Here is a 26,126-nt window from a genome sequence, read left to right on the forward strand (position 1 = left end):
ACTCAAACTGAAAGCCATTGTTCAGGGCGGGAAAGTGCTGGAGGTAACTTTGTGAGATCATCACCTATTGCCGCATTAATCTGACCCTGAGTTAGAAAAATGCTCTCTGATAGATCAGCCCCCCTAAGATCAGTGTCACGGAAATCTGCACCAATAAGATCTGCACCTCTAAGATTAGCGCCTTTAAGGTCAGCGGCAATCAAATAGGCTCCCCTCAGGTTGGCGCCCCTGAGATCTGCATTTTTAAGATTTGCGCCGACAAGGTCAGCACCACGGCTGAAAGTTCTCGATGCTTTTTTTAGTTTACGACGAGCCTCAGTACGCACAAGTTCACTGACTTGCAGCAGTAACAGATTAATCTTTGCTCGATGAGCGTCAACATTCACCTTCTGTAGAGAATCAGGGTTAAGTAAAGTGAGTTGTTCCGTCTCATCGAGTGCTGTTTGCAGCTCAACATGTATTGAATGGGTTATATCTAAGTTCAATGATTCATTTAAGTACCATAGCAATTCGTGCAAATGCCACATGGCCGTAAATACCTCGAACATTTGCTTTGCAGTTTTTGGATTCTTCCGCCAGTCCTCACCGGTATAAGTAACCTGAGAAAGCTTTTGCCCAGCCCCAAAACAGTCATATACAGTACAACCACGAAATCCAAGCGTTCTTAAATCTGTATGTACACCACAGCGAAAGTCTGATTGTAGGTTATGGCACGGCTGGCCAGCTGCTTTATCCATAGCAAAATCCACTGAAGCTGAAAAAGGTAATGCGGAACAGCACAAACCGAAGCAGCTCTCACATTCTGCTTTTAAATAGTGACCGTTTTTGTCCTTATAAGGTTCTGTAAATTTGTGATTTTCAGACACGTTTTGATTCCTCCGATATATAAAACTCGTTTACCAAACTATTCTAATTCATAGAAAAGACAAAGGGAAGTCTGAATTTTACCTAGGCCTACTAACCAATCCATTAAAAAAAACCGAGGTTAATGGTATAATAGAATACTGGACGCATTTTGGACTTAAGAACGAAAAGGTAAGGAGCGATTGTTTTTGAAGACACTCATTATTGCGGAGAAACCGGATATGGGGCGGAATATCGCCGCCGCAATAGAACCGAAGGCCAAAAATTACCGTTCCTATCTTGAAGGGGAGCAGTACATTATTACTTGGGCAATAGGGCATCTAATCGGTTTGGCCGAGCCGGATGCCTATGATGTTAAATACAAAAAGTGGAATATTAATGATCTGCCCATTATTCCAGACCAGTTCAAACTGGTTCCTAATGCGCGGACAATCGACCAGCTCAAGGTAATTGGAGATCTTGCGAAACGTAGCGATCTTCTAGTGAATTCATGCGATGCCGGGCGAGAAGGGCAGCATATCTTTTCACTCATTCAACGACATTTGAAGCTGGAGCATCCTGTGAAGCGGTTGTGGATCTCGGATCTGACGCCAGAGACCATTCGCAAAGGATTCCAGGAGCTGAAGGATGGATCGGAGTACGAGAATCTAACGAAAGCAGCAAAAGCTCGCAGTGAAGCGGATTGGCTCATCGGCATGAACGGATCACGTGCTTTTACTACAAAGCATAATGTGCTGCTGTCCGTGGGTAGGGTTCAAACTCCCGTACTCGCGCTGATTTACGACCGTCAGAAGACGATTGAGGCGTTCTCTTCCCTAAAGTTTTTTGAGGTGGAGGGACATTTTACTCAGAATGAAATGACCTATAAAGGCATGTGGCAGGGGGATCGGCTGACTGATGGGGATAAGGCGGAGGCGCTAGCTGCCAAGGTCAAAGGAAAACCGGGCCGGATTGAGTCTTACGAGGTTAAGGAAACAAAAGAGTATCCGAATAAGCTGTACGATTTGACGCTGCTGCAGCGTGAGGCGAATGGAAAGTACGCTTTTTCCGCAAAAAAGACGCTTGATATTGCTCAAGCGTTATATGAAAAGCATAAGGTGATCTCTTATCCGCGGACGAACTCCAACTATGTTACAGAACAGAATATTCCTGAGATGCATAAGACGTTATCCGCGCTGCAAGGGACGGCGTATGATGAGTGGGTGAAGGGTGCGAATCGCAATCTCGTTCATAAAGGGAATAAATTCATCTGCAACCCCTCGAAGGTTGAGGATCACCACGCGATTTTGCCTACATATCGTAAAGCATCAGGACTTAGTGCAGATGAAGGAAAGCTGTATGATTTGATTGTGCGGCGTTTTTTGTCTCAGTTCTATCCGGCAGCGGAGTATAAAGTGCATACGGTGATGACCGAGGTAGAAGAGGAAAAGTTCAAAACCACAGTCAAGGAATTATTAAGCCTCGGCTGGAAGGTCATTTACGCGGACCAGAAGAAGGATAAAGCGAAGACTTCCAAGGGTAAGAACAAGGATGACGAAGAGGACGAAGAGATCGAAGTGAACGAACCATTTTCTATTGCTCCGGCAGAAGAAGTGGTTTGTAGTGAGGCTATTGTTAAAGAGAAAGATACTCAGCCACCCAAGCATTACACAGAAGGTACGCTGCTTCGAGCGATGGAAAGTGCCGGAAAGCAGATTGAGGATGAAGAGCTTCGCGATGCTATGAAGGATTCAGGGCTTGGAACTCCGGCTACCCGTGCAGCAACGATAGAACGGCTGAAGAATGTCGGATACATCGAAATGCAGGGCAAAAAAATTGCCATCACACAAAAAGGACGAACAGCCATTGAGCTGATTCGTGGAGCGGGTATTGAGCTGTTGACTTCACCGGAAATGACCGGACAATGGGAACGTCGTTTGAACGAAATATCGAGAGGAACGGCGTCGGACGGGCAGTTTATGGAGAATGTAAAAAGATTCGCCTGCATGATCGTAGACAAAGTACGAGTACAATCTCGGGCGTCCAAAACCTCATTTGAAGGGGAGACGCCTTCTGTCAATACAAGTGCTAAAGGGCGAAGTGCTGGAAGTACATCTCGTAAAACCACCGACAAACCTGCGGCGCCGCGAAAGCGCAAGGCAAGTAGTGAAGAGGAATCTGCCAATTCAGGGCCTAAGGTCATTGGAAACTGTCCGCGTCCCGGCTGCGGTGGAATGATTTTTATGGGTAAAAAAGGCTACGGCTGCTCTCATTACAAGGAAGGCTGTAAATTCGTGATTTGGAAAGAGAATCATGGTCGTACACTCACGGATGCACAAGTGAAGGCGTTGATAGAGAAAGGTCGGACGGGCAAGCTAAAGCTTACCAGCGAAGACGGTACACCTCTGGAAGGCAAGCTAGTGCTTCAAAATATGGATACGGGCGAATTAGCAATTGAATCATAGTCGATCAAAAAGAATGGGTGTACGGTAAAAAGGTGTCTCTAGCCATGATGGATACATGGCAGAGACACCTTTTTAATCATGCCTTATAATTATTCAGCGGATTTAGCCAGCTGTGCTTCAATCGCTGCAGTTAACCCTTCATAGGAGGAGTCAGGAAGCAGGGTTCCGTTTACCATAAATTTAGGTGTACCATTAACCGCGTACGATCCCGCGATCTTGAAGTCTTCTTTGACGTCGAACATATAGGTATGATTCTTGAGATCTGTTTCGAATTGAGCGTAATCAATACCTTCTATGTTATCTTTGACGAAATTTAGAATGAACTTCTGTGTGGCCCATATTTTGCTCTCATCGCCTTGATTGGCGTACAGCTTATGGAGATATTCCCAGAACTTCTCGTTGCTTTGCCTATAAATGGCTTCACCTGCACTTGCAGCAAGATAGGAATCTCGATCCAGAAAGGCAAAGTTCATGAAGAAAAGCTCAACTTTTCCGGTATCCACGTAGTCCTTAACAAACGTATCCAGATATTTCTCCGTCCAGTTTTTGCAGGCAGGACATTTGAAATCTGCAAATTCGATGACTTTGATTTTGGCATCAGGACTACCAAGATGAGGTTGCTTTTCATATTTCAGCCCATCAACAACAATGCTCCCCTTCACATCAGTGTAGTTAGGTAAACCCTCTGTACTGTCCGTCTTGTCATTTAGAATGAAGACAATAACAGCGACAAGGATTACAACAACTATACCTAAGAGCATGGGAAGCATTTGTTTGTTAGTTCGAGAATGGTTGGACTTCACTTTCTTGTTCATATCTCATCTCCTACCTCATTTAGGAATTATACAAAAATAGTATAAACATCCCAGAGGTAGAGTAGATATGTCATTTGTAACAATGTCTGAGGTTACTTTGCACCTAGAGTTTCTGCAGGGTAGCAGTACGAATAACAGGAGGCACCTCATGGATGGAGGAAATGGTCTTCACTGCTTGTTGCATTTCTTGCTCCAGTTCAATAAGGTTATAGCTCCATTCATTCTGTTGCTTCAGATAGATACTGTTAATGCCTGCGGTTACTGCCGGTAGTACATCTGTACGTAAAGAGTTACCAATCATCCAGGTGCGTTTGCGGTCAAAGCCTTGCGTAGTCAAAATATTTTCAAGTGCCTCAACATTTTTATGTTGACGAATATAGATCCGGTCATCAAAGTAAGCATCTAGCTTCATTTGCTCAATTTTACGTTGTTGGATCGTATCGTCTCCACCTGTGTACAGGAATAAATGGTGACCATCCTGCTTCAGAGTATCCAACGTTTCAACCATGCCAGGGTAAGCTTCGATTTCTTGATCATAGACGCTTAGTCCAAGCTTGTGTAACTGTTGTTCTTGAAAACGGTCCGTCGGACGATTATATTTTGCGCAGAAATAGCGGTAGGTAGCGATTAGGGATTTAGGGAAATTATCGCTGGCAAGACCACTTGTGTTGACCGTGTGCACGTCAATTTCTATTTGTTTGTCGCGTAGGTCACTGGTGCTCGGGCCAAATTCGTTAAACCAATCAGTCATTAGCTCAAAATATTGCCCTAAAATCAGATCGAAATATTTGTTGCAGTGGACCAGTGTATCATCTAGATCGAAAATCACCTGTTGTGTCATGTATTTCATATCTCTCACTCCTTGGATCTGTATCTGTATAGTGTTCTATAGATAAATATAAGACTCTAGGAACATTTGAAGCTCTGATGCGCCGTCAGGGCGAATACTGAAACGTTCATCTTGTTCACCTCTAAGATGGATGCGGAGTAGGCCGGCTACTCGTAGAATCATAAGGTGATGCATCAGCATTTCTCTGGATTGATTAAGATCTGATTGCATCTCCCACAACGACTTGGGTTCATGTGCGACATAGCGAAGCAATCGAAGTCTGGTGGGGTCGGATAGTGCCTTGGTCATGCGCAAAAGCACCATAGGTGGTTCATTTTCGTCTTCTAAAGGTACATCTACAGGGTATTGTACGATCACCATGGTTTTGTAGAAGCAGTAGGTGTTAATCGGACGATTATGAACAGTTGGTAGTAATACAATCGTTTTTAGATCCGTGATCTCCTCGAAAACTACACCGCCAGACGCGTATTCAATTAGAGAAATGGGATCCATTTTACTTTCAAGCATTTTTTTCTCAGAAGCATCTTCAATTAATAGCGGTAATATTTTGTGCTCCACATGGCGGAAGTATTGCTCGTACCAGAGACGCAAGAGTGGACTATAGCTGCTCCGAATCCGAAAAGCATCTTCAATCGTAAACTCCTGAATGAGCGGAGCGATTTGCTGATAACATTCTTCTATGGAGGCTGAATCCAGATCATCTAAGAAATGCTGCACTGAAGTTGCGGGTCCTCGAATGTAAACCCAGGCATATAGCACATCATAATCCGTAAAAGGCCACTCGGCGGCTTGCATTAAAGCTGTTACCTTATGAGGAGAAATGCGATCTTCCACATCACTTATCCAGTGGGGACCAATGTCCAAATTGGAGATCCATTTTCTAGTTACATATAACATAAAACTGTCCAGCAGTTCATAAACCGGCGATACGTCGATCTTTAATTCGTACTCCATGTCTCATGCACCCCCAGGAAATCCGTAACATCTTCATATTATCTCTTGTTTTGAAGAGGGTTGTCCACTATAATGTTCGGTGTTTGCCAATTGGCGTTAGAACAAATTAGCGTTATTAATCATAGGGGGATATCATCTGTGTCAGACCGGCCAAAATTATCTATTCGAAGTAACAGCAAAATGAATTTCATGATTCTTATTACCGCTACTATAGCGGCTGGACTCAGCCAAGGAATGCTGCTTCCCGTATTATCCATTCTATTGGAGCAGAAAGGAGTTTCCTCTTCGCTTAATGGACTTAATGCAGCTGCTTTATACATAGGATCATTCGGAATGACCTTGATTGCTGAAAGAGTTCTCGGAGCGATTGGATTCAAAAAATTGATTGCTGGCGGGATAAGCTTAGTCTTAGTAAGCTTGCTTTTATTCCCCTTTTTTCCTGGAATCAAAATATGGTTTGTGTTACGTCTACTTGTAGGTGTTGGTGATGCAGCTATCAATTATGCCGCCCAGCTATGGGTGCTGCTAATGACACCTGCCGAGCATCGTGGACGAAATCTTTCCCTGTATGGGATGTCCTATGGTCTGGGCTTTAGCTTGGGGCCACTTGGAATTAGTCTGCTGCGCTTTGGTCAGGCAACACCCTTTATTGTTCTAGCTTTTCTTTTTTTGCTGGTCCTAATACTAGCCGTTACAATGCTTCCGGATTCACGTCCAGATAAAGTTGAGAGTGGAGAAAGTCAGGTACGCCGGTTTGGACGTTGTTACAGTCTAGCGTGGTTTGCTTTAATTCCTGCACTCCTATACGGTTTCATGGAAGCAAGCTTAAACAGTAATTTTCCAGTGTATGGCCTCCGGATCGGATACAGCACGGATCAAATTGCAGCCTTATTGCCTTTTGCGGGCATTGGAGGACTGTTGTTACAATTCCCGCTAGGACTGTGGAGCGACCGTTTTGGTCGAAAGAAGGTATTGATTCTTACTGGGATTGGAGGCGGGATTGCCTTCGCATTACTGCCATTAGCAGGTGACCATTTCAAAGTGACTATGGTGCTGTTGATGATTGCTGGTGGACTTGTAGGCTCCTTTTTCTCGTTAGGGCTCAGTCTGGCTGCGGACATTTTACCACGACATTTACTGCCTGCTGCAAATGTGGTTGCTTCTTTTCATTTTAGTATAGGCAGTATTATAGGTCCAGGGATCGGCGGTTTGCTCATGCAAGTCGGCTGGGGCGGGGGGATTTTCGGCTTGATGGGCGCTTTATATATCGCCTTCGGATTGCTTGGGTTATTTTTCTCGCCACGGCAAAAAATTTGAGGTAAGATAAGAACGAGTGCTCGCATGGAAATTCATCTGGCTTTCAGAGTACACTATAGATTATAGATAAAGACAGGGAGAGGCTGAACTATGATCACAGTTGAACACTTAGCCAAGGCAGTTGGGGAAGATAAGAATCCAGTTCTACAGGATATAGGGTTTCAATTAGAACCGGGTGAGTTCGTAGCAATACTTGGAGCTAGCGGTAGCGGTAAGACCACTTTACTGCGCTGTTTAGCGCTGCGTGAGAAGTGGGATAGAGGGAATTTTAGAGTGGACGGTACAGATATAATGGCGAGTGCCTTTACAGGTAAAAGAAAAATCCGCCGCGAGTGGGCATACCTGGAGCAGAATGCAGAGCTCAATCCTAACCGTACTGCATTGAAAAATGTACTGATCGGCCAGTCTTCACAAACGCCGTTATGGCGAATGGTCACTGGGATGGTACGTTCAGATGATTATATGGGTGCAATGGATGAACTGGACGCCCTTGGCCTCCTGGATAAGGCGAAGATGAAGACAAGTCAACTTAGTGGCGGAGAAAGGCAGCGTGTAGCGATTGCTAGAGCGTTGACTCACGGTGCTAAAGTGATTTTAGCGGATGAACCGGTTACGGGATTAGATCCTAAATCCGCGGAGAGTGTCTTGGAAACATTGCGAAAGCTGTGTAAAGAAACCGGTCTTACGGTTGTAACGGTATTACCGATTGAATTAGCGGAACGTTTTGCTACGCGTCTATGGGTACTAGAAGATGGCAGAATTAAGCATGATATAAAGGGGCGTAGATTAACGTTCCAAGAACGTGCAAATCTTTAAATATAGGACACGGATAAGGGAAAGAGTGATGAAGTTGAATATGAGAAGTCTTAGGTGCTTTGTAGCCGCAACGCTGACGTTATCCGTACTGTCGGGTTGTACTTTCATCAGTGATCCTGTTTCTAAGATGAAATCCCCACAATTGTCTGCTGACAAAGCAACACTTATGGCTGCTATTAATTCACTTAAGCCAGCAGGTTCCACGTTGATTCGTCCGACCAATGACGATGATAGTACTATCTTTACTGAGGATCTCAATAAGGATGGAATTATGGAGACGCTAGTGTTCTATAAGACTCCAGGAGAAGCCGTACAGATTCACGGGATGATCCTGGAGAAACAGGGCGACACTTGGGTCAAGAAGCTAGTATTCGATGGCGATGGATCTGTGTTGGAGTCGGTTGATTTGAAGGATATGACGGGTGATGGGAAGCTTGAAATTGTTACCGGCTATTCACAAGGTGAAGAGAAGGGTCTTGTCGTCTATAGTTATTCCAGCGGATCATTAGAGGAAGTGCTTTCACATCCTTATACAAAATATATGATTGATGATCTTAATGGAGATGGAATTGAAGATATAACCGTTGTTTACTTTAAAAGAAATGAATTTGCAACCATTTCGGTCTATCAGTACAATGATGGCTTTAAGGTACTCGATAAGCTGGATAATATCGACCCTTATTTTAATAATTATTACAATATTGTTGCAGGAAAAATCTCTGAGGATAAAGAAGGAATCGTATTGGATGCTGCAGTGGATTCCCAATCAGCTTATACCTCTATAGTCGTTATGGAGAATAACAAGCTGCGTGTGGTATTACCAGGCGATGCGCGGACTTATAAAGATCGTCGGATTGCAAGCGAAGATATTGATCATGATGGCATTATTGAAATTGGATTGCTTGAGGCGCCTAAAGGATGGGAGTATTTCGATCCAGCTGAAATTCCATACTTTACCTCCTATTATAAATGGGATGGGAAAGAAGGTCTGACCTTCGCAACCCAGCTATATCATGATCCATCGGATCGATTCAATATTAATTTTTCTCCGGAATGGCATGGAAAGGTGACAGTTGATACGAAATCGGTTCTGGATAAGAACCTTAAGTTTATCATGTCAGATACCGGTGAGACGGTTGCTGAGGTTTCCTTCTTTTCTCCTTCAGAATGGGATCGCGTAAAAAATGACGGTTGGGATTTGCTTGCACGTGATGCAGACAAGGTCATCGCCTACCGCGGTAAGTTAGAACAAAGTACAACAAAGGAAGGAAGCAATAAAATTGCTTCCCCTATAGAAAGGAAGGGAATAGATGAGTAAAGTACTGATACTGGAAGATGAGGAGTCCATTCGTAGTTTTATTGTCATTAACTTGAAGCGTAATGGGTTCGAAGTGATAGAGGCTGCGGATGGGCATGAAGCTCTTCACAAGTTAACCACGATCCCTGATATTGATATCGCGCTATTGGATGTAATGGTTCCGGGTATTGATGGATTTGAAGTATGTAGACGGGTCAGAGAAACTAATGAACGTTTAGGTATTATTTTTCTGACAGCTAAAGTTCAAGAGCAAGATAAAGTGTATGCCTTATCCGTAGGCGCTGATGACCATGTTAGCAAGCCATTCAGCCCGACAGAACTGATTGCTCGAATTCAATCGTTGCTGCGCCGAGTGAACGTTCATCGTGAACAGTCAGCGAAAGTTTCTTTCGTTTCAGGGCCATTTACCTTGGATCTTATTTCCAAACATTTTAAACGTGATAATGAAGCGATTGAACTGACGCCAACGGAGTTTTCATTGATCCAATTCTTTCTCGAAAAAGAAAATACACCGCTCAGCCGCGATCTTCTGCTGGATCATGTGTGGGGCAAGGAGTATATGGGGGATCCCAAGATTGTGGATGTGAATATTCGTCGTTTGCGTCAAAAGATAGAGAATAATCCGTCAGAGCCAGAATTTTTGCAAACCGTATGGGGACACGGATATAGATGGAAAGGCCAAGTACAATGATTAAGAAGGGGATGCGCAGACAAATTGTTCTACACTACATTCTTGTAGTTTTTTTGGCGCTTCTCCTCGTAGAAGTTATCTTCCTGCTTGCCATTAGAACGTATTATTATGACAGTGTATATAGCAAGATGAAAAATCACATTACCACGGCAGAGTCGTTTTTTCATAAATACGAGATAGATAGCGATAACAACTCGTACCAACTGCAAGTCCTGCTGGATAGATTTGAGCTGCCCAATACAGAGCTAGAAGTATTGACCCTGAATGGTGACATGATTACCAGTTCGACCGGTTTTCAGCCTGACCGTACGATTACAACTAGTGACGTCCCTGAAGCGGTAGGGGGCAGCATTGGCCGTTGGGTAGGGCGCCAGAGTGGTACTAACGAGAGTGTTATGGCTGTGTCCAAGATGCTGCAGGTTCACGGACGTGATACGTATGTCCTAAGGTATCTTACTTCACTTGAAGGCATTAACAACGATTTGCTTAATCTTACATTACTGTCAATTGGTATAGGTGCAGCTGTCATGGCTGTTGTTATCGTGTTCAGCTTCGGACTTGCCAATTCAATCGTAAAGCCGCTCAATAACATTACGGCGGTATCAGCCCAAATGGCTAAGGGTAGATTTAATGTGCGGATTAAGGGGAATTACAAATTTGAGATTGGTGATTTGGCTTCAACGCTGAATTATATGGCTCAGGAAATTGTGCGCAGTAATCAGATTAAGGATGATTTCATCTCGTCCATTTCACATGAGCTTCGGACACCCCTTACTAGTATCAAGGGCTGGAGTGAAACCTTGGTCTCTGGTGGCTATGATCCGGAGGAGACGAAGCTTGGAGTCAGCATCATTTCCAAAGAAAGCGAACGCTTGATTGGACTAGTAGAGGAGATTCTAGACTTTTCAAAGCTGCAGCAGAACCAAATGAAGCTGTCCATTGGGAATGTTGACGTGAAAGTGTTACTACAGGAGACTATACTTAATATTTGGGCCAAGGCAGAGAAGAAACGGATTCACTTGCTTCTTGAATGTGAAGATGGGATCTATGTTAAAGGGGATGCCAATCGTCTAAAACAAGTGTTCTTGAATCTGGTAGACAATGCCGTGAAGTTTTCACATGAGGAGTCCAGTATAGAATTGTCTGCGAAGAGAATTTCCGCTACAGAGACTGCTATCATGGTTCGTGATAGTGGGATTGGGATTAGTGAAGCACATATCTCCAGAGTGAAAGACCGTTTCTTTCAAGTGGATGCACTCAATGGAGGAACAGGCTTGGGGCTAGCGATCTCACAGCAGATTGTAGAACTTCATAATGGGACACTTGATATGGTAAGTGAGCTTGGAAAAGGAACGGAAGTTACCGTCATCTTGCCTCTTACAGAACCACAGCCTGAAGTTAACTCAGAAGGGGTAACTCAAATTACAGCTACCTTTCCAGAATTAGATGATTGGGAGGCATGACGTGTGATGGGAGTGACGACGAATTCGATTAGTATAGTTCGTGGAGAGCCAGATCGGGTTAGCGACATCTTGAGGCTGCTGCAGGAAGCAGCAAATTGGATGGAACGAAATGGGATTAAGCAATGGACCCCCGGCCAATTTAACGAGAATGATATCACAGGCTATTTCGCTGATAGGCATGTTTATCTTGCGATTGACGATGAAACAGTAGTTGGAATGTTCACGTTACAATTCAGTGATCCTCAATACTGGGGTAGCAAAAACGATGAGTCTTATGCATATTTGCATAGATTAGCTGTAGCGGGTTCACACCGCAGTCAGGGACTTGGTCAGCATATGCTTAAATATGCTGCGGTGCGAGCCAAAGAACTTGGCTGCAGAGGACTCAGATTTGATACCGTCGCACATAACATTAAACTCAATCGTTATTATCAGAGCATGGGTTTTCATTACATGGGTACTAACGATATGGGAAATGGTCGTTTAGTGAACCTGTATGAGCATTTTGAGGAACAACCTGATTCCGATCGTCTGATTCTTAGATTTATTTCTGAATCGGACTTTGAGCACCTGAAACGATGGAGTGTCTCACCTGAGTATCTGAAGCAATGGGCTGGACCTTCACTAACTTTTCCTCTTGACGATGACCAGCTTACTAAGTATTTAGATGGGGCTAATCATCCAGCGAATTCTGATCGCCTTATCTTCTGTGCGGTGCATGAAGCTACTCAGCAGGTCGTGGGACACATCAGTTTTTCAGCCATAGACCGGGCGAATCGATCTGCACGTATTGGCAGAGTAGTAGTAGATACTGATTATCAGGGCAGAGGCTTTGGAACAAGGATGATGAATGAAATGCTCCGGATCGGATTTGAGAGTTTGGATCTGCATCGTATTTCTCTGGGAGCTTTTGCTTTCAACACCGTTGCCCTTAAAACCTATGAAGCATTAGGCTTTAAGCGGGAGGGTGTAGAGCGCGAATCAGCGCTGTTTGGGGAGCAATATGTAGATTGTGTGGAAATGAGTATTTTAGATCGAGAATGGTTAGCGCTCCATGAATCATAAAGGTTAACTTCTAACAACCGAAGGGGCTGTTGCTCTGGTCATGTTCGACCAGGTCAACAGCCCCTTTTTATAAATATAAGTATATATAGGTTTCACACTATACATTATCCTTATATTTCTCGCATAAACGCTTACCGTCCATTTGGGACGCCGAAGGCGTTTTTGCTTGATAAAGTATTTATATATATAATGGTTTTATGAAGGGAGAACTTCCCGTAGACGTCCTGTCTTCTCATAAACATCCTGAAACAGACGGGAGGGTTGATTTCGAACCGCTGGCTTAGGAGCTACGGTCTCATTGGGCCCAACAACTACAATATTATTAATACTTCCCTTGACGACAGCACCATCCTTAATAATGGCGCCTTCGCCTATAATGGCATTTTCGATCTGTACTCCACGTCCGATGCGAACGCCAGGCATAATAACGCTTTGTTTAATTTGGCTCATTTTTCCAATTTCCACACCATTGAAGATTACAGAACGTTGCAAGCTACCTTCTTGCGTGCAGAATTCATTCACGAGAGAGTCCGTTGATGGAATCTGAACACGTGGTTTATGAACAGCAAGCTTAGTCCGGCGACTCCGGCTATACATCGGCCAATGAGCTTTGTCGAGCTTCATGCCATTGTTTTTTTGCAGAAGATCCATATGTGCTTCCCAGAGACTACCCACAGTACCTACATCTCTCCAGTATCCTTTGAAGCGGTAAGCGAATAAATCATCATTCTGATCAAGCATCGTTGGTATAACGTCTTTACCAAAGTCATGACTGGAATTCGGATTAGCTGCATCCCGCAACAAGTGCTCCTTCAGATAAGCCCACTCAAACAGATATATACCCATAGAAGCTAAATTACTTTTAGGTACTTTTGGTTTTTCCGCAAACTCAGAGATTTTTAGTTCATCATTTACGTTCATCACTCCAAAACGACTAGCTTCATCCCACGGCACCTCCATTACGGAGATGGTGGCTTTTGCAGCCTTCTCTACATGGTAATCCAACATTTTTCGGTAATCCATATGGTAAATATGATCACCGGATAGAATGAGAACATGTTCTGGATTACGGCTATCGATATACTCAATGTTTTTATAAATTGCATCAGCAGTTCCTGTATAGCTGTCTCTGCCTTCAACACCGGAAGGAAGCAGGGTTACACCTTTATCCTTTTGACTATGTAAGCCCCAAGGCTCACCTTCACCGATGTGTTCATGTAAGGATTCAGCTTCATATTGCGTCAGGACACCTACTGTATCAATTTTAGAATTTACACAATTACTTAGTGGGAAATCAATAATTTTATACTGTCCACCGAAAGGGACTGCAGGCTTAGCCATACTGGAAGTCAAGGGAGCCAATCTGCGGCCTTCCCCTCCTGCCAAGAGCATGGCGATACAATCTTTTTTGTTATTCATTTGTTATCCCTCCCATTTATTTTGTCAATGCTTGATATATAAACTCACGACAAGCACTTGAAACGACATAGGTGAAGTATATTGCTGTGTAAAAAGAAAAATTACAATTAATATTTCTTTATCAGAAAATCTTTTGTTTTCACATCAAATCATTTTCAAAATGGTAATATTCGGTTAATGTAATAGGTACAAGCATTCAAAAAAGGTGGTGTAGAATTGGCTGAAAAAGCAACAATCGATACCCTTCCGTCAGCTGCTGATATTTATTTGTTCCATGAGGGCACCAATTATCGCAGCTATTCTATGCTGGGTGCGCACACTGCCGCTGAAGAAGGCGTTACGGGCGTGCGCTTTACCGTGTGGGCTCCTCATGCGACATATGTAGGACTAGCTGGTGATCATAATGGCTGGGATGGAACGCAGGACATGGACTCGTTATATAAGATACCCGATTCAGGATTTTGGAGTCGTTTTTTTCCGGGAATACAGCCGGGAACTTTTTACAAATACAGGATTGTTGCCAGTGATGGCTCCAGCTTCCTAAAAGCGGATCCTTTTGCCTTCAAAGCTGAGGTTCGACCGGCGACTGCATCCGTTGTTACGGATCTCAGTGGTTATCGTTGGGGAGATGCTGCATGGCGGAGAAAGAGTAAAGCTCCATATCATCAACCGATGAACATTTATGAGATGCATTTTGGAACTTGGCGTCAGAAAGAAGACGGGGAATTTTACAGCTATCAGGAAATGAGTGAATTATTAATTCCTTATTTGGTGGAAATGGGTTATACCCATGTTGAGTTTATGCCGCTTGCTGAGCATCCATACGATTTGTCATGGGGCTATCAAGGGACGGGGTATTTTGCGGCTACGAGCCGATATGGTGAACCCCATGAGTTGATGTATTTAATCGATCATTTGCATCAAGCTGGAATTGGTGTCATTCTGGATTGGGTTCCGGCCCATTTTGCAAAGGATGCACACGGTTTAAGAATGTTTGATGGCTCGCCACTTTATGAATATGCAGATCCAATGTTAGCGGAAAAACCAGGCTGGGGAACCCTATCGTTTGACTTCAGCAAGCCTGAGATTTCTTCGTTCCTCATTTCTAATGCACTCTTTTGGTTTGAGTATTATCATATTGACGGGATGCGTGTAGATGCGGTTACCAGTATGCTACGTCTCGATTTTGAGAAACAAGCTCATCAATATCGACGTAATGTGAATGGTGGTCTGGAGAATTTAGAAGCCATTAAGTTTATTCAGAACCTGAATAAAGCGATATTTCAGTATTTTCCTAAGGCATTAATGATGGCAGAAGAATCTAGTGCTTGGCCGGGAGTTACAGCGCCAGCTCATGAAGGTGGCCTCGGTTTTAACTACAAATGGAATATGGGATGGATGAATGACACCTTGGGTTACATAGAACATGATTTTTGGGGGCGCCCTCATCATCATAATTTATTAACATTTCCAATATGTTATGCTTATGCCGAAAATTATGCATTACCTTTATCACATGACGAGGTTGTACATGGCAAGAAGTCGTTACTGGACAAAATGCCCGGTTCTTATGAACAGAAGTTCGCAGGACTTAGGCAACTGCTCGGTTATCAAATATCCCATCCCGGAAAGAAACTTCTGTTCATGGGAGGAGAATTTGGTCAATTTATCGAATGGAAGGATCAAGAGCAGCTGGATTGGCTACTGCTGGACTATGACAGCCATCGTGGTATGCTAGCTTACACTGCTGCACTTAATAAACTGTATCGCTCGGAGAAAGCCCTGTGGGAGCTTGATCATTCCCAAGAGGGTTATCAATGGATTGATGCAGATGACAATGAACAAAGCGTAATTTCATATCTGCGTAAAGGCAAGAAGCCTGGAGATACGTTGCTTTTTATCATCAATTTTCAACCTGTCCAGCGTCAACAGTATCGTATAGGGGTTCCACGCCCAGGGACTTATGAAGAACTTTTTAGCTCGGAAGATGTAGCGTTCGGAGGTTCGGGTATACACAACTTGCCTCAGAAGAGCAAAAAGTTAGAATGGCATAATCAGGTGAACAGTATAGAGCTAACATTACCGCCTCTTAGCTTCCTGGTGTTTAAGAAAACGTCACGAGTGGGTAAGAGTAAAGAGGCAAATGAGTCATAGATTAAAGAACGAATAGAGAATCCGTACACTTTAAAGGGGGAAATAATCATGAAAGTTTTATTTGCCGCAGCTGAAGCTCATCCATTTATCAAAACGGGTGGTCTGGCCGATGTCATTGGGGCATTACCTAAAGCGCTGAAGGGTGCCGGGGTGGATGTACGAGTGATTTTGCCTAAATATCGTGGGATTCCAGAAAAGTTCACTTCAAAAATGGAGCATTTAACAGAAGTTTATGTGCCAATCGGCTGGCGTAATCAGTACTGCGGAATCGAACATATGGTTTATGACGGTATCCCCGTTTACTTTATCGACAATGAATATTATTTTGGACGGGACGGAATCTACGGATATATGGATGATGGAGAGCGCTTCGCGTTCTATAATCGTGCGGTGCTGGAGTGTCTGCCAGCTATTGATTTTCAGCCGGACGTCTTGCATTGCCATGATTGGCATGCGGCTGTAATCCCAATGCTGCTTCAGGGTCATTATCGACACAATCCATTTTACAGCGAAATGCGAAGTGTATTTACCATACATAACCTGTTGTATCAGGGTGTGTTTCCTTATGAGGTGCTTGGGGAGCTATTGGGTCTGGACAGCAGTTATTTTGGCGGCGTGGAGTATTATGGGAATGTGAATTTCTTAAAAGGTGGCATTGTATATAGCGACCGTGTCACCACAGTAAGTCCAACCTACTCGGAAGAAATTCGAACACCTTATTATGGTTACGGACTGGATGGATTGTTGAATGCGCGAGCGGATGTTTTAAGCGGTATTGTGAATGGAATAGATACAAAAAGTTATAATCCTGCAACAGATACAAGTCTTGTTACCCGTTATCGTTCTAATCTGGCGAAGAAAACGGAGAACAAATTAGCCTTGCAGGAGGAATTAGGACTACCTGTGGATGCTAATATTCCGATGGTGGCTATGGTTACTCGTCTTGTGGATTCCAAAGGTTTAGATTTGCTTACGCGTGTATTGGATGAGCTATTGTATAAGGATGACATTCAATTTGTTCTGCTTGGAACGGGGGATGAGTCCTATGAGCGGTGGTTTAAGGAAGCGGCTTGGCGTTATCCGACAAAGCTATCTTCACAAATCCTCTTTAATGATGCACTCTCACGCAAAATATATGCTGCTAGTGATATCTTTCTTATGCCTTCCAAGTTTGAACCTTGCGGGATCAGTCAACTTCTCGCTTTACGCTACGGAAGCATACCTGTTGTGCGGGAAACTGGCGGCTTGAATGACACCGTTCAAGCTTATAATGAAGAATCCGGTGAAGGGAACGGCTTTACATTCAGCAATTACAACGCCCACGATATGATGTTTACACTTCGCCGGGCGATCTCATTATACAAGCAGCCTGAACATTGGAAAAAGATTACGAAAAACGCATTCGCTGGTGATTATAGCTGGAATGTATCGGCGCAACAGTACATTGATATTTATAATGAAATTACGGAATAAGGATTCATTAGATTCCGTAATAGGTTAATAAGGGAGTGCACTGAAGTATAACTCATACTTTAGTGCACTCCTTTTTTTGATGAAAATTAGGGGCGATTTGCCGCATGATTTGGTTAAGTTAGGGAATAGTAAAAATGTAAAAAAATTATATAAAATTTGAATAAATGTTGAATAATATGTTTCAGAAGAATGAATTCTTTGCTTTGAAACCCAATAAAAGGAAGTTATTGTCACAATTATGCCTTTGCATATTCATGCGTTTTGATTTATAATAAGTCGGTCAAAGAGACAACTTGAATTTTTTTCATACGAATAGGGGAGATATAGAAATGAACAAATGGGGTAAACTTAGTTTAGGTATGTTATTAGCAGTAGGCCTGTTGTCAGGCTGCGGTCAAAATAAAAATGATAGTGATACCGCTGCAAGTGGAAATGCAACTAACGGTGGGGCTACTAAGAAGCTTACTATGGGCACAAGTGCAGATTTTCCTCCGTACGAATTCCATAAAGTAGTAGACGGTAAAGATACTATCGTGGGCTTCGATATCGATATCGCTAAGGAAATTGCTGCTGATATGGGTGCAGAACTTGTAATTAAGGACTTGCCATTCGACTCACTATTGAACGAATTGTCCAGCGGAAGAGTAGATATTGTAATTTCTGGACTTAGCCCGACGGAAGAACGTAAAAAAGCTGTTGATCTTTCAGACATTTATTACAAGGCAGAGCAAGCGATTGTTGTGCGCGAAGCGGACAAAGATAAATACGCCACTATGGATGCTGTAAAAGGTACCAAAATTGGTGTGCAGACTGGATCCATTCAAGAGGAAATTGCTAAAGGGATCGAGGGAGCGAAAATCACTTCGCTTGGTAAAATCTCCGAAATCGTTCTACAATTGCAATCCAATCGTGTAGATACTGCTATCATTGAAGGGCCCGTCGCCAAATCATTCGTTAAGAATGTTCCAGGTCTTGTAATTACTGATGCTAAGCCAGAAGTTGAAGATGACGGTTATGCTATTGGTATAAAAAAAGGAAACAAAGAGCTACTGGATCAAGTAAATAGCACACTGACACGTTTAAACTCAGAAGGTAAAATTGATGAGTACGTAACGGCAGCTAGTGAGCTTGCAGATAGCACGAAGTAAAGAAACAACGGACATTTTTAAAGTCTGCTAAAGTAAATTGTATGTGTATACAGAAAATAGCGACAATAAGCTATTTTCTATTTTTTTGGAGATGGGAGGATAGGTTATGGACATTACTTTATTTAAAATGGCTTATGATTATCGTGATTTTTTCCTAACCGGTTTGCAGTATACCTTGCTGCTTGCTGTTCTAGGCGTCTTCTTTGGTTTTATTCTAGGGATTATTGTTTCCTTGCTACGTATGTCCAAATGGGGTGTGCTTCGCTTCTTGGCAACAGCCTGGGTAGAATTCCTTCGTGGTACACCTATGCTTGTACAACTGTTTCTGATCCATTATGGATTGGCTACATTCGGGATTGAATTTACACCGATTCAGTCCGGGGCAATCACTTTATCCATTAACAGTTCTGCTTACCTTGCAGAGATTTTCCGTGCTGGGATACAAGGGGTAGATCGTGGACAAATGGAGGCAGCCCGTTCGCTTGGAATGAAGCAAGGGATGACTATGCGCCATATCATACTCCCGCAGGCACTCAAGAGTGTTCTTCCGGCAATCGGAAATGAATTTATTACCATTATCAAGGAATCATCGATTATTTCTTTTATCGGCGTTACGGATTTGATGTTTCAAGCACGTACGGTTACAACGATTTCTTACGATGGTATGACACCACTTGTAATTATCGCATTTATGTACTTTGTGCTGACATTTACGCTATCGAAGATCCTAGGTAGACTGGAAAGGAGGCTGAATACCGATGATCGCCGTTAAGAACTTGCAAAAAAATTACGGAAAGCTGGAAATTCTCAAGGGAATTGACTTGGAGATTCATAAAGGTGAGGTCGTCGTCGTTATCGGACCGAGTGGATCGGGTAAAAGTACCTTTCTGCGCTGTTTGAATCTCCTGGAGCAGCCAACTGGTGGCGAAATCACTTTTGAAGGTGAATCTATTACCTCCAAAAAGCACGATATTAATGTCACACGTGAGAAGATGGGAATGGTATTTCAGCAGTTTAACCTCTTTCCTCACAAAACAGTTCTGCAGAACATTACACTAGCACCGATTAAGGTGAAAAAACAGCAGCAGTCCGAAGCTGATAAATTCGCAATGGAGCTGCTCAAGACTGTAGGCCTAGAAGATAAAAAGGATGCATATCCTGCTCAACTGTCCGGAGGACAGAAGCAGCGGATCGCGATTGCCCGTGCGCTGGCGATGCAGCCTCATGTGATGCTCTTTGACGAGCCAACCTCAGCCCTTGACCCAGAGATGGTCGGTGAGGTGCTGGAGGTTATGAAGAAGCTTGCAGAAGATGGGATGACAATGGTCATTGTTACGCATGAGATGGGCTTTGCACGCGAAGTGGGCGACCGTATTCTATTTATGGATGGCGGCGTAATTGTAGAGCAGGGTACACCTGCACAAGTATTCGGAAATCCTCAGCATGTACGTACACAGGATTTTTTAAGTAAAGTGTTATAAGTAAGTCAAATCGAAGCGGCGCTCGGGCAAGTTATCCGGGTGCTGCTTTATTTTTTTAACAGTTGCATAATTTGAGGATATAATGGACTGAGTTCATTTATTTATGTAAACCATGTATAATAGATGGTCAATCAACTTGAAAAGGAGTACATACATAATGAGAGATGATCTGCGCCGGATAGGCATTATCGATATTGGTTCTAACTCCATACGTCTTGTAATCTATGATACAACGCCGGAGGGAGGCTATAAGATCATCAAGGAGTGTAAGTACTCTGCACGTCTTAGTGAGAAGATTACGAAGGAAGGTCGACTGGAGCAGAAGGATATGGAGACGATCATCCCAGTCTTGCGCCAGTTTAAGGAGATCTGCAATGCTTTTGATGTAGAGACCATTCGTGCGGGCGCTACAGCGGCAATCAGAAATGCTGCTAACTCCAGTGAAATTATTGCCTTTTTGTCAGAAGCTTCTACCATACCCATTGAGGTTATCAGTGGTCATCAGGAAGCTTACTTTGGCTTCTTAGGTGTCATAAACGCATTTAATGTTGAAGATGGTTATGTCATCGATATTGGTGGCGGGAGTACTGAAATCACACTTTTTCGCGGGCGGCGTTATCAACATAGTATTTCCTTTCCGTTCGGAGCGGTGAATACCAATCTTATGTTTGGTCAAGGCGGGAACTGGAATGGAGAGCAGATTCAGAAGCTGGAGACCTATGTTCTGGGGAGATTGGTAGAGCATGATTGGCTTAACTCAACAGCAGGTCTTCCACTGTTTGGTCTGGGAGGTACGGTTCGTTCTCTAGGTAAGCTGGATCAAAAGACTAGAGCATACTCATTACCTAACTCTCACGGTTACACCATGGCCAGTGAGACGATTGAGCATTTTATGAACACATTACCTTCAATGCCTTATGATAAGCGTAAAGACTTAGATGGGTTGTCTAAGAGTCGAGCAGATATCATCGTATCCGGGTTGATTATTTTCCATACGGTATATCAGTATATTGGGGCTAGCCAGGCTGTAATCAGCGGGGAGGGGCTCAGGGAAGGTATGCTACATGATCTACTGAAGCCGGAGCAACCGGTGCGAGACAGTGCGCTTGAATACAGTTTAAATACGATTATTCGGTTTGATATTCGTACTTCTAAACGGTATTTAGATCATATTAACAAGCTTGCTCTAAGTCTGTTTGACGCGTTCAAGGATGAGGAGAATAAAGCTGAACATGAGATGTTAATTTATGTATCCATCATGCTACATCGAACAGGGTCTAACATTAACTATTATCAATCTAAACGACACACCCTGTATTGGCTGATGAATTCACCTATTCGCGGGTTGACACACCGCCAGCTTATCCTGTGCGCGATGATTGCCTCGTATAGCACAAAAAGCCGGAAGCAGAAATTGTCCCAGATGTATAAGGACATTTTACTGCCTTCCGACGAAGAGTGGATTCATAAGCTCGGATCGCTTGTACAGCTTAGCATTGCACTAGACAGCACCGAGATCGGGATTGTAAGCGGCCTGAAGGCTAATCTCCACGGCAATACTCTTAATCTGGATCTTGAGGGCGCTTCAGCGCTTCTGATTGGTCTAGAGGACATTGAGAACGCCTTGAAAGCATTTAAGAATGCTTGGGCGGTGAAGGTAAAACTCGATTTTCCTTCCAACGTGTAACATCCATTGCTGCGAACTGGCTCCGGAAAGGGGCCTTTTTGTCGTCTGGTTGCTCGTAATACCCATTAGGCTGTAAGAAGCTGGCCTTCACATTATCTTTAAGGGATAGTTCAAGAATCTTAACGATTTGTTTACGAATATTGCTGTCTCTTACCGGACACATCAGCTCGATCCGTCGGGTTAGGTTTCTAGTCATCCAGTCTGCACTGGATAAATACACCTCAGGCTTCCCGCCATTTTCAAAATAGTAAATTCTTGAATGCTCCAGAAAGCGGTCGACAATACTGCGAACCGTAATGTTTTCGCTCAAGCCTTCAATCCCCGGACGAAGACAACAAACCCCCCGAACGATTAAATCGATAGATACACCGGCCTGTGCGGCACCATATAAATCGTCGATGACTTGTTGATTAGAGAGTGAGTTCATTTTGGCAATGATACGTGCAGGCCTTCCAGCTGCAGCATGCTCCGCTTCACGCTTCATCAGCTTTTGTAAGGAAAGGCTCATGTCCGTTGGAGCTACAATGAAGGAATTCCAGTCAAAATCAGCGGAATAGCCAGTCATTTGATTAAACAGCTCGGAAGCATCAAGTCCGATATCGCTTTGAGCAGTAAATAGACTTAGATCCGTGTAGACTTTGGCGGTACTGTCATTGTAATTTCCTGTGCCTACATGCACGTAACGACGTAATTCATGGCCTTCCTGACGGACAATCAAGGTGACTTTGGCATGTGTTTTGAGTCCAACAAGACCATAAACGACATGGCATCCGGATTTTTCAAGTTGGCGAGCCCAAGCGATGTTACGTTCCTCATCAAATCTTGCTTTTAACTCAACGACGACTGTTACCTGTTTTCCGGATTCAGCAGCATTAGCCAGTGCAGTGATCAGAGGAGAGTTTCCGCTCACGCGGTATAAAGTCATCTTAATGGCCATCACTTGTTCGTCCTCTGAGGCTTGAATGATAAAGTCCGTCATCGCATCAAAGGATTCGTAAGGGTGGTAGACCAGAACATCTCGCTCACGTAATACCTCGAAGAAATCCTCGTTCTCTTCAAATTCAGCAGGGTAGACGGGTTCAATGCTTGGATAGTTTAAGTAACTAAAGCCCTTAATACTGCCGGCGAAATTACGAAGGAAACTTAGATCTAGCGGACCTTCAATTTCGAATACGAAATCTTCAATTTCAAACTCAGCTTGCAGCTGTTCCAATGCATATGGATGAATTCCTTTTTGTACTTCAAGTCTTGCTGGAACACCGCGGCGACGCTTGCGCAGCTCCTTTTCAATCTCTTCTAGAAGATCCTCGGCCCCTTCTTCGTCGATCGTGAGATCAGAGTTGCGGGTCAAACGAAATTCACTAACAGCAACGGGCTCATAACCACTAAATAAAGTTTGAATGTGATGACGGATGACATCCTCTATAAATACGAACTGCCGTTTCTTACTGTTAGACCGGTGTGGTAGCGGGATACATCTTGGCAGATTAGATGGAATTTGCAGAATAGCAAAAAAAGGCTCTTCTTCAAGCCCACTCTTACGAGTAAGAACTACTGCTAAATAGATAAATTGGCTATGAACGAGTGGAAACGGTCGACTCTGATCTACAGCCATTGGCGTAAGTACAGGATAGATGATATCCCGGTAATATTGTTCTATGGACTGTTCCTGTGCATGAGTGAGATCCTCATAATCCACAAAAACGATACCTTCTTTATGCAAACTCCGTGAAATATCACGGAAAATCCGGTATTGGTCGGCAACAATTTTGGTAACTCGCTTGATGAGACGTTTGTATAGCCCGGAAGGGGTGTAGCCAGTGAAATCTTTTTTAGTATAGCCTGCCCGGATTTGATCTTGAATTCCTGCCACTCGAACGCTTATGAATTCATCAAGGTTGCTTGAGACGATAGCCAGAAATCTAGCCCGTTCCATTAGCGGATTATCAGGGTCTTGAGCTTCTTTCAGCACGCGTCGGTTAAATTCGATCCAGCTCAAATCTCTATTGAGGTAAGCAGTGGCTGGGCTGCTTTGGTTGTTTTTATTCTCTTCTGTATTCATGGGACCTCCAAATATGATTCGTTGTCTATATCTATTCTATTTATCATATTCTATCATTCTACTATTGGATAAAGCATGAAATGTTAACGCTATGTAAAATCTTCGGGAATTTTATATGATAATTTTTAAAAATGGTGCATGTATCTTTTAATGTAGTTAACATAATGAAAAATATGTTAACCATAATCCAAAAAAAATGACAATATTGAAACTTGATTTTTCACAATGGTAACAATTACATAAGCACAGGTTACAAAATTGTGATATATTAAGTCCTGTCAGTTTTACAAAAGACTGCAACACATCAAGAAATCACACACGGGTTGTACATAAGTACTTAAAATGTACACGAGCGTATACGGAAGTGATACCGTTCACGCCCATCTAATGAGGAGGCAATTATGAAGAACAGATTTAGAACAATTAAAACCCTTGCTGCAATTATGGGAATCAGTGCATTACTGCATGCCGTTCCAGCTCAAGCAGACAGCGTTCATATCGCTAAGAATGGCAACACTTTTTATACTTTATCCAAGCAATATAATGTAGGTATGAATGAATTAATGAAAGCAAATCCAAACGTTGCAGCACTTAACATTTACGAAGGCCTTGAAATTACTATCCCTAGTAAGATGCAGGCTGAGTCCGTAACTACAACTGACAAATCACCAGTGATTACACCAAGTCTGAATGTAAACTCAGAGTCCAAAACAGTAGAAGCATGGGGTAAGTCCTTTAATTATGACAAATCGATTCAAGTCAAAGCTTCAGCTTATTCTTCTGCAAGCAGTGAGAACGGCGGATGGGGTGCAGTAGATTATTTCGGAAATACTCTCAAGCTTGGTACTATTGCTGTTGATCCAAATGTGATTCCTCTCGGTACCAAAGTATTGGTGACAGGCCATTCACATGATGGATTGCCTAAAGATGCGTTCTTAGCAACTGCAACGGATGTGGGCGGTGCTATAAAAGGCAATCGTATCGATATCTTTATCCCTGGTAGCCAAAGCTTTGTATCATCATTCGGTTATCAATATGTACAATTATACATTGTTAAATAGATAGATAAAAATAGAGAGAATACCTATGAGATATGAAAAGTTCTAAAATAAGGTTACACAGGAAACGGAGGAAGTCCTTAGCGGCTGCCTCCGTTTTTTGCGTATTATAAAATATATATTTGGGGGTAATTTATTTACTTTTGGACACTTGTAGTAATTGAGGAACGGTAACGAATGTATAGCCCCGCTTGCGCATAATAGTGATTACTTCAGGTAAAGCCTGAATCGTTCCCTGTAGATGACTACCTGGACCGCCTCCACCGTGCTGAAGAATAATCGCTCCTCTTCCAATATGGGCTAGAATATTATTTCTGACTTGGTTTTTGGAAAGTCCCTTCCAGTCCAATGAGTCCACATTCCAATTCACGAGCGTGTAGCCATGGCTTTTTGCCCATTTAAGCTGCTGTTCACTGATGTCCCCATAGGGTGGGCGAATTAGTCGTGGTTTATATCCGGCCAAGGTTTGTATAATATCCTCGGTCTTTATGATTTGTGATCGAAAATCATTCATCGCAAGCTTCACAAACTGAGGGTGGTTATACGAGTGATTTCCAATCGCATGTCCGTCTCTAATCATTCTTTTCACCAAAGCTGGATGTTTTTTTGCTCTGCTTCCCACCACAAAGAAGGTTGCTTTGACATTGTATTTTTTCAGGGTGTTAAGCAATTGGGGGGTAAATCTTGGATCAGGAACATCATCAAAAGTAAGTGCTATGACTTTATTCCGAGGTCCACTAGTCTTAAAAGTCTCTGGGTATTTGTGTAACAGCTGACTTAATGTCAGACCTTTAGTGTTTTTATTGCTGTTAAGCGTCGAACTATTTGTAGCAGCGCTACCTGCTGAAATTGCCGTATCTTCGTCTGAAGCGGGTACACTTTGTGTTTGTTCTTGCGGAGTCTTCTGACTCTGCACAGGCGCTGACGCAACCTCTGAAGAATAGGTTGGGAATAGCATAGTTATGATTGTTCCTAATATTACAAGCAGTTTCTGACCTCTCCGTTGAAAATACATCCCCATCTGCCTCCTTTACTACCTGATCACCG

Annotated in this window: 21 protein-coding genes; 14 read left to right on the top strand and 7 right to left on the bottom strand. The window is 43.2% G+C overall.

Annotation, left to right across the window (positions count from 1 at the left end; genetic code table 11):
- Positions 1-2: 2 nt before the first annotated feature.
- Positions 3-866 carry a pentapeptide repeat-containing protein gene (locus MKX35_RS17375; RefSeq protein WP_076298740.1) on the bottom strand — a complete coding sequence of 288 codons (864 nt, stop codon included), beginning with the start codon at positions 864-866 and terminating at the stop codon, positions 3-5.
- A 186-nt stretch (positions 867-1,052) separates the two neighbouring features.
- Between MKX35_RS17375 and MKX35_RS17380 the strand changes: the two genes are divergently transcribed.
- Positions 1,053-3,308 (top strand): type IA DNA topoisomerase, encoded by a 2,256-nt coding sequence (locus tag MKX35_RS17380; protein ID WP_076298739.1) that lies wholly within the window; start codon positions 1,053-1,055, stop codon positions 3,306-3,308.
- Between the two features lie 89 nt (positions 3,309-3,397).
- Here the strand turns inward: MKX35_RS17380 and MKX35_RS17385 are convergent, their stop codons facing one another.
- From MKX35_RS17385 to MKX35_RS17395, 3 genes are all read right to left on the bottom strand, one after another.
- Entirely contained in the window at positions 3,398-4,123 is a 726-nt protein-coding gene (locus tag MKX35_RS17385; protein WP_076298738.1) for a thioredoxin domain-containing protein, read from the bottom strand.
- Positions 4,124-4,226: 103 nt separating this feature from the next.
- A complete protein-coding gene (locus tag MKX35_RS17390) occupies positions 4,227-4,973 on the bottom strand; it encodes an HAD family hydrolase (RefSeq protein ID WP_076283560.1) in 747 nt (248 codons plus the stop codon).
- 36 nt (positions 4,974-5,009) lie between these two features.
- Positions 5,010-5,927, bottom strand: coding sequence for an ArsR/SmtB family transcription factor (locus tag MKX35_RS17395; protein WP_076283561.1), 918 nt, complete (start codon positions 5,925-5,927; stop codon positions 5,010-5,012).
- Positions 5,928-6,089: 162 nt separating this feature from the next.
- Between MKX35_RS17395 and MKX35_RS17400 the strand changes: the two genes are divergently transcribed.
- From MKX35_RS17400 to MKX35_RS17425, 6 genes are all read left to right on the top strand, one after another.
- Positions 6,090-7,244 carry an MFS transporter gene (locus MKX35_RS17400; RefSeq protein ID WP_076283781.1) on the top strand — a complete coding sequence of 385 codons (1,155 nt, stop codon included), beginning with the start codon at positions 6,090-6,092 and terminating at the stop codon, positions 7,242-7,244.
- Between the two features lie 90 nt (positions 7,245-7,334).
- Positions 7,335-8,060, top strand: coding sequence for a phosphonate ABC transporter ATP-binding protein (locus MKX35_RS17405; RefSeq protein ID WP_076283562.1), 726 nt, complete (start codon positions 7,335-7,337; stop codon positions 8,058-8,060).
- Positions 8,061-8,100: 40 nt separating this feature from the next.
- On the top strand, positions 8,101-9,378 hold the full coding sequence (locus tag MKX35_RS17410; RefSeq protein ID WP_076283782.1) for a hypothetical protein: 1,278 nt from the start codon (positions 8,101-8,103) through the stop codon (positions 9,376-9,378).
- The gene (locus MKX35_RS17415; RefSeq protein ID WP_042128265.1) at positions 9,371-10,069 is read left to right on the top strand and encodes a response regulator transcription factor; all 699 of its coding nucleotides are present in this window, start codon (positions 9,371-9,373) and stop codon (positions 10,067-10,069) included. Before MKX35_RS17410 ends, MKX35_RS17415 begins: the two co-directional genes overlap by 8 nt.
- Positions 10,066-11,532, top strand: coding sequence for a sensor histidine kinase (locus MKX35_RS17420; protein WP_076283563.1), 1,467 nt, complete (start codon positions 10,066-10,068; stop codon positions 11,530-11,532). Before MKX35_RS17415 ends, MKX35_RS17420 begins: the two co-directional genes overlap by 4 nt.
- 6 nt (positions 11,533-11,538) lie before the next feature.
- Entirely contained in the window at positions 11,539-12,597 is a 1,059-nt protein-coding gene (locus MKX35_RS17425) for a GNAT family N-acetyltransferase (RefSeq protein WP_081382775.1), read from the top strand.
- A 195-nt stretch (positions 12,598-12,792) separates the two neighbouring features.
- On the opposite strand, the gene MKX35_RS17430 is transcribed toward MKX35_RS17425, so the two are convergent.
- Positions 12,793-14,016, bottom strand: a complete 1,224-nt coding sequence (locus MKX35_RS17430; protein WP_076283564.1) for a glucose-1-phosphate adenylyltransferase — start codon at positions 14,014-14,016, stop codon at positions 12,793-12,795.
- Between the two features lie 216 nt (positions 14,017-14,232).
- Here MKX35_RS17430 and glgB point away from each other — a divergent pair, with 216 nt between their 5' ends.
- The 6 genes from glgB to MKX35_RS17460 all read left to right on the top strand — a co-directional run bounded on the left by glgB (position 14,233) and on the right by MKX35_RS17460 (position 21,959).
- Positions 14,233-16,170 (top strand): 1,4-alpha-glucan branching protein GlgB, encoded by a 1,938-nt coding sequence (gene glgB, locus MKX35_RS17435; protein ID WP_081382774.1) that lies wholly within the window; start codon positions 14,233-14,235, stop codon positions 16,168-16,170.
- Positions 16,171-16,218: 48 nt separating this feature from the next.
- Positions 16,219-17,643, top strand: coding sequence for a glycogen synthase GlgA (glgA, locus tag MKX35_RS17440; RefSeq protein ID WP_076283565.1), 1,425 nt, complete (start codon positions 16,219-16,221; stop codon positions 17,641-17,643).
- Positions 17,644-17,972: 329 nt separating this feature from the next.
- Positions 17,973-18,791, top strand: a complete 819-nt coding sequence (locus MKX35_RS17445; protein WP_042188769.1) for a transporter substrate-binding domain-containing protein — start codon at positions 17,973-17,975, stop codon at positions 18,789-18,791.
- Positions 18,792-18,897: 106 nt separating this feature from the next.
- Positions 18,898-19,563 carry an amino acid ABC transporter permease gene (locus MKX35_RS17450; protein ID WP_042128253.1) on the top strand — a complete coding sequence of 222 codons (666 nt, stop codon included), beginning with the start codon at positions 18,898-18,900 and terminating at the stop codon, positions 19,561-19,563.
- Positions 19,550-20,272, top strand: a complete 723-nt coding sequence (locus MKX35_RS17455; RefSeq protein WP_042188767.1) for an amino acid ABC transporter ATP-binding protein — start codon at positions 19,550-19,552, stop codon at positions 20,270-20,272. The genes MKX35_RS17450 and MKX35_RS17455 overlap by 14 nt, the downstream gene beginning before the upstream one ends.
- A 157-nt stretch (positions 20,273-20,429) precedes the next feature.
- Complete coding sequence (locus tag MKX35_RS17460) at positions 20,430-21,959, top strand: Ppx/GppA phosphatase family protein (protein WP_042188766.1); 1,530 nt, start codon at positions 20,430-20,432, stop codon at positions 21,957-21,959.
- Here MKX35_RS17460 and ppk1 read toward each other — a convergent pair.
- On the bottom strand, positions 21,907-24,021 hold the full coding sequence (ppk1, locus tag MKX35_RS17465; RefSeq protein WP_076283567.1) for a polyphosphate kinase 1: 2,115 nt from the start codon (positions 24,019-24,021) through the stop codon (positions 21,907-21,909). The genes MKX35_RS17460 and ppk1 overlap by 53 nt on opposite strands.
- A gap of 401 nt (positions 24,022-24,422) precedes the next feature.
- Here ppk1 and MKX35_RS17470 point away from each other — a divergent pair, with 401 nt between their 5' ends.
- The gene (locus tag MKX35_RS17470; RefSeq protein WP_076298737.1) at positions 24,423-25,082 is read left to right on the top strand and encodes a 3D domain-containing protein; all 660 of its coding nucleotides are present in this window, start codon (positions 24,423-24,425) and stop codon (positions 25,080-25,082) included.
- Positions 25,083-25,212: 130 nt separating this feature from the next.
- Here MKX35_RS17470 and MKX35_RS17475 read toward each other — a convergent pair whose 3' ends face one another.
- Positions 25,213-26,094: a polysaccharide deacetylase family protein gene (locus MKX35_RS17475; RefSeq protein WP_076298736.1), complete on the bottom strand. Its 882-nt coding sequence runs from the start codon at positions 26,092-26,094 to the stop codon at positions 25,213-25,215.
- Between the last annotated feature and the right edge of the window lie 32 nt (positions 26,095-26,126).

Source organism: Paenibacillus sp. FSL R5-0923 (assembly GCF_038009145.1).
Classification (GTDB): domain Bacteria; phylum Bacillota; class Bacilli; order Paenibacillales; family Paenibacillaceae; genus Paenibacillus_AQ.

Bases quoted from the DNA above. Each gene is read 5' to 3' on its own strand.
- MKX35_RS17385 (WP_076298738.1), bottom strand. From the start codon at position 4,123: ATGAACAAGAAAGTGAAGTCCAACCATTCTCGAACTAACAAACAAATG.
- MKX35_RS17390 (WP_076283560.1), bottom strand. From the start codon at position 4,973: ATGAAATACATGACACAACAGGTGATTTTCGATCTAGATGATACACTG.
- MKX35_RS17395 (WP_076283561.1), bottom strand. From the start codon at position 5,927: ATGGAGTACGAATTAAAGATCGACGTATCGCCGGTTTATGAACTGCTG.
- MKX35_RS17405 (WP_076283562.1), top strand. From the start codon at position 7,335: ATGATCACAGTTGAACACTTAGCCAAGGCAGTTGGGGAAGATAAGAAT.
- MKX35_RS17410 (WP_076283782.1), top strand. From the start codon at position 8,101: ATGAGAAGTCTTAGGTGCTTTGTAGCCGCAACGCTGACGTTATCCGTA.
- MKX35_RS17415 (WP_042128265.1), top strand. From the start codon at position 9,371: ATGAGTAAAGTACTGATACTGGAAGATGAGGAGTCCATTCGTAGTTTT.
- MKX35_RS17420 (WP_076283563.1), top strand. From the start codon at position 10,066: ATGATTAAGAAGGGGATGCGCAGACAAATTGTTCTACACTACATTCTT.
- MKX35_RS17425 (WP_081382775.1), top strand. From the start codon at position 11,539: ATGGGAGTGACGACGAATTCGATTAGTATAGTTCGTGGAGAGCCAGAT.
- MKX35_RS17430 (WP_076283564.1), bottom strand. From the start codon at position 14,016: ATGAATAACAAAAAAGATTGTATCGCCATGCTCTTGGCAGGAGGGGAA.
- glgA (WP_076283565.1), top strand. From the start codon at position 16,219: ATGAAAGTTTTATTTGCCGCAGCTGAAGCTCATCCATTTATCAAAACG.
- MKX35_RS17445 (WP_042188769.1), top strand. From the start codon at position 17,973: ATGAACAAATGGGGTAAACTTAGTTTAGGTATGTTATTAGCAGTAGGC.
- MKX35_RS17450 (WP_042128253.1), top strand. From the start codon at position 18,898: ATGGACATTACTTTATTTAAAATGGCTTATGATTATCGTGATTTTTTC.
- MKX35_RS17455 (WP_042188767.1), top strand. From the start codon at position 19,550: ATGATCGCCGTTAAGAACTTGCAAAAAAATTACGGAAAGCTGGAAATT.
- MKX35_RS17460 (WP_042188766.1), top strand. From the start codon at position 20,430: ATGAGAGATGATCTGCGCCGGATAGGCATTATCGATATTGGTTCTAAC.
- ppk1 (WP_076283567.1), bottom strand. From the start codon at position 24,021: ATGAATACAGAAGAGAATAAAAACAACCAAAGCAGCCCAGCCACTGCT.
- MKX35_RS17470 (WP_076298737.1), top strand. From the start codon at position 24,423: ATGAAGAACAGATTTAGAACAATTAAAACCCTTGCTGCAATTATGGGA.
- MKX35_RS17475 (WP_076298736.1), bottom strand. From the start codon at position 26,094: ATGTATTTTCAACGGAGAGGTCAGAAACTGCTTGTAATATTAGGAACA.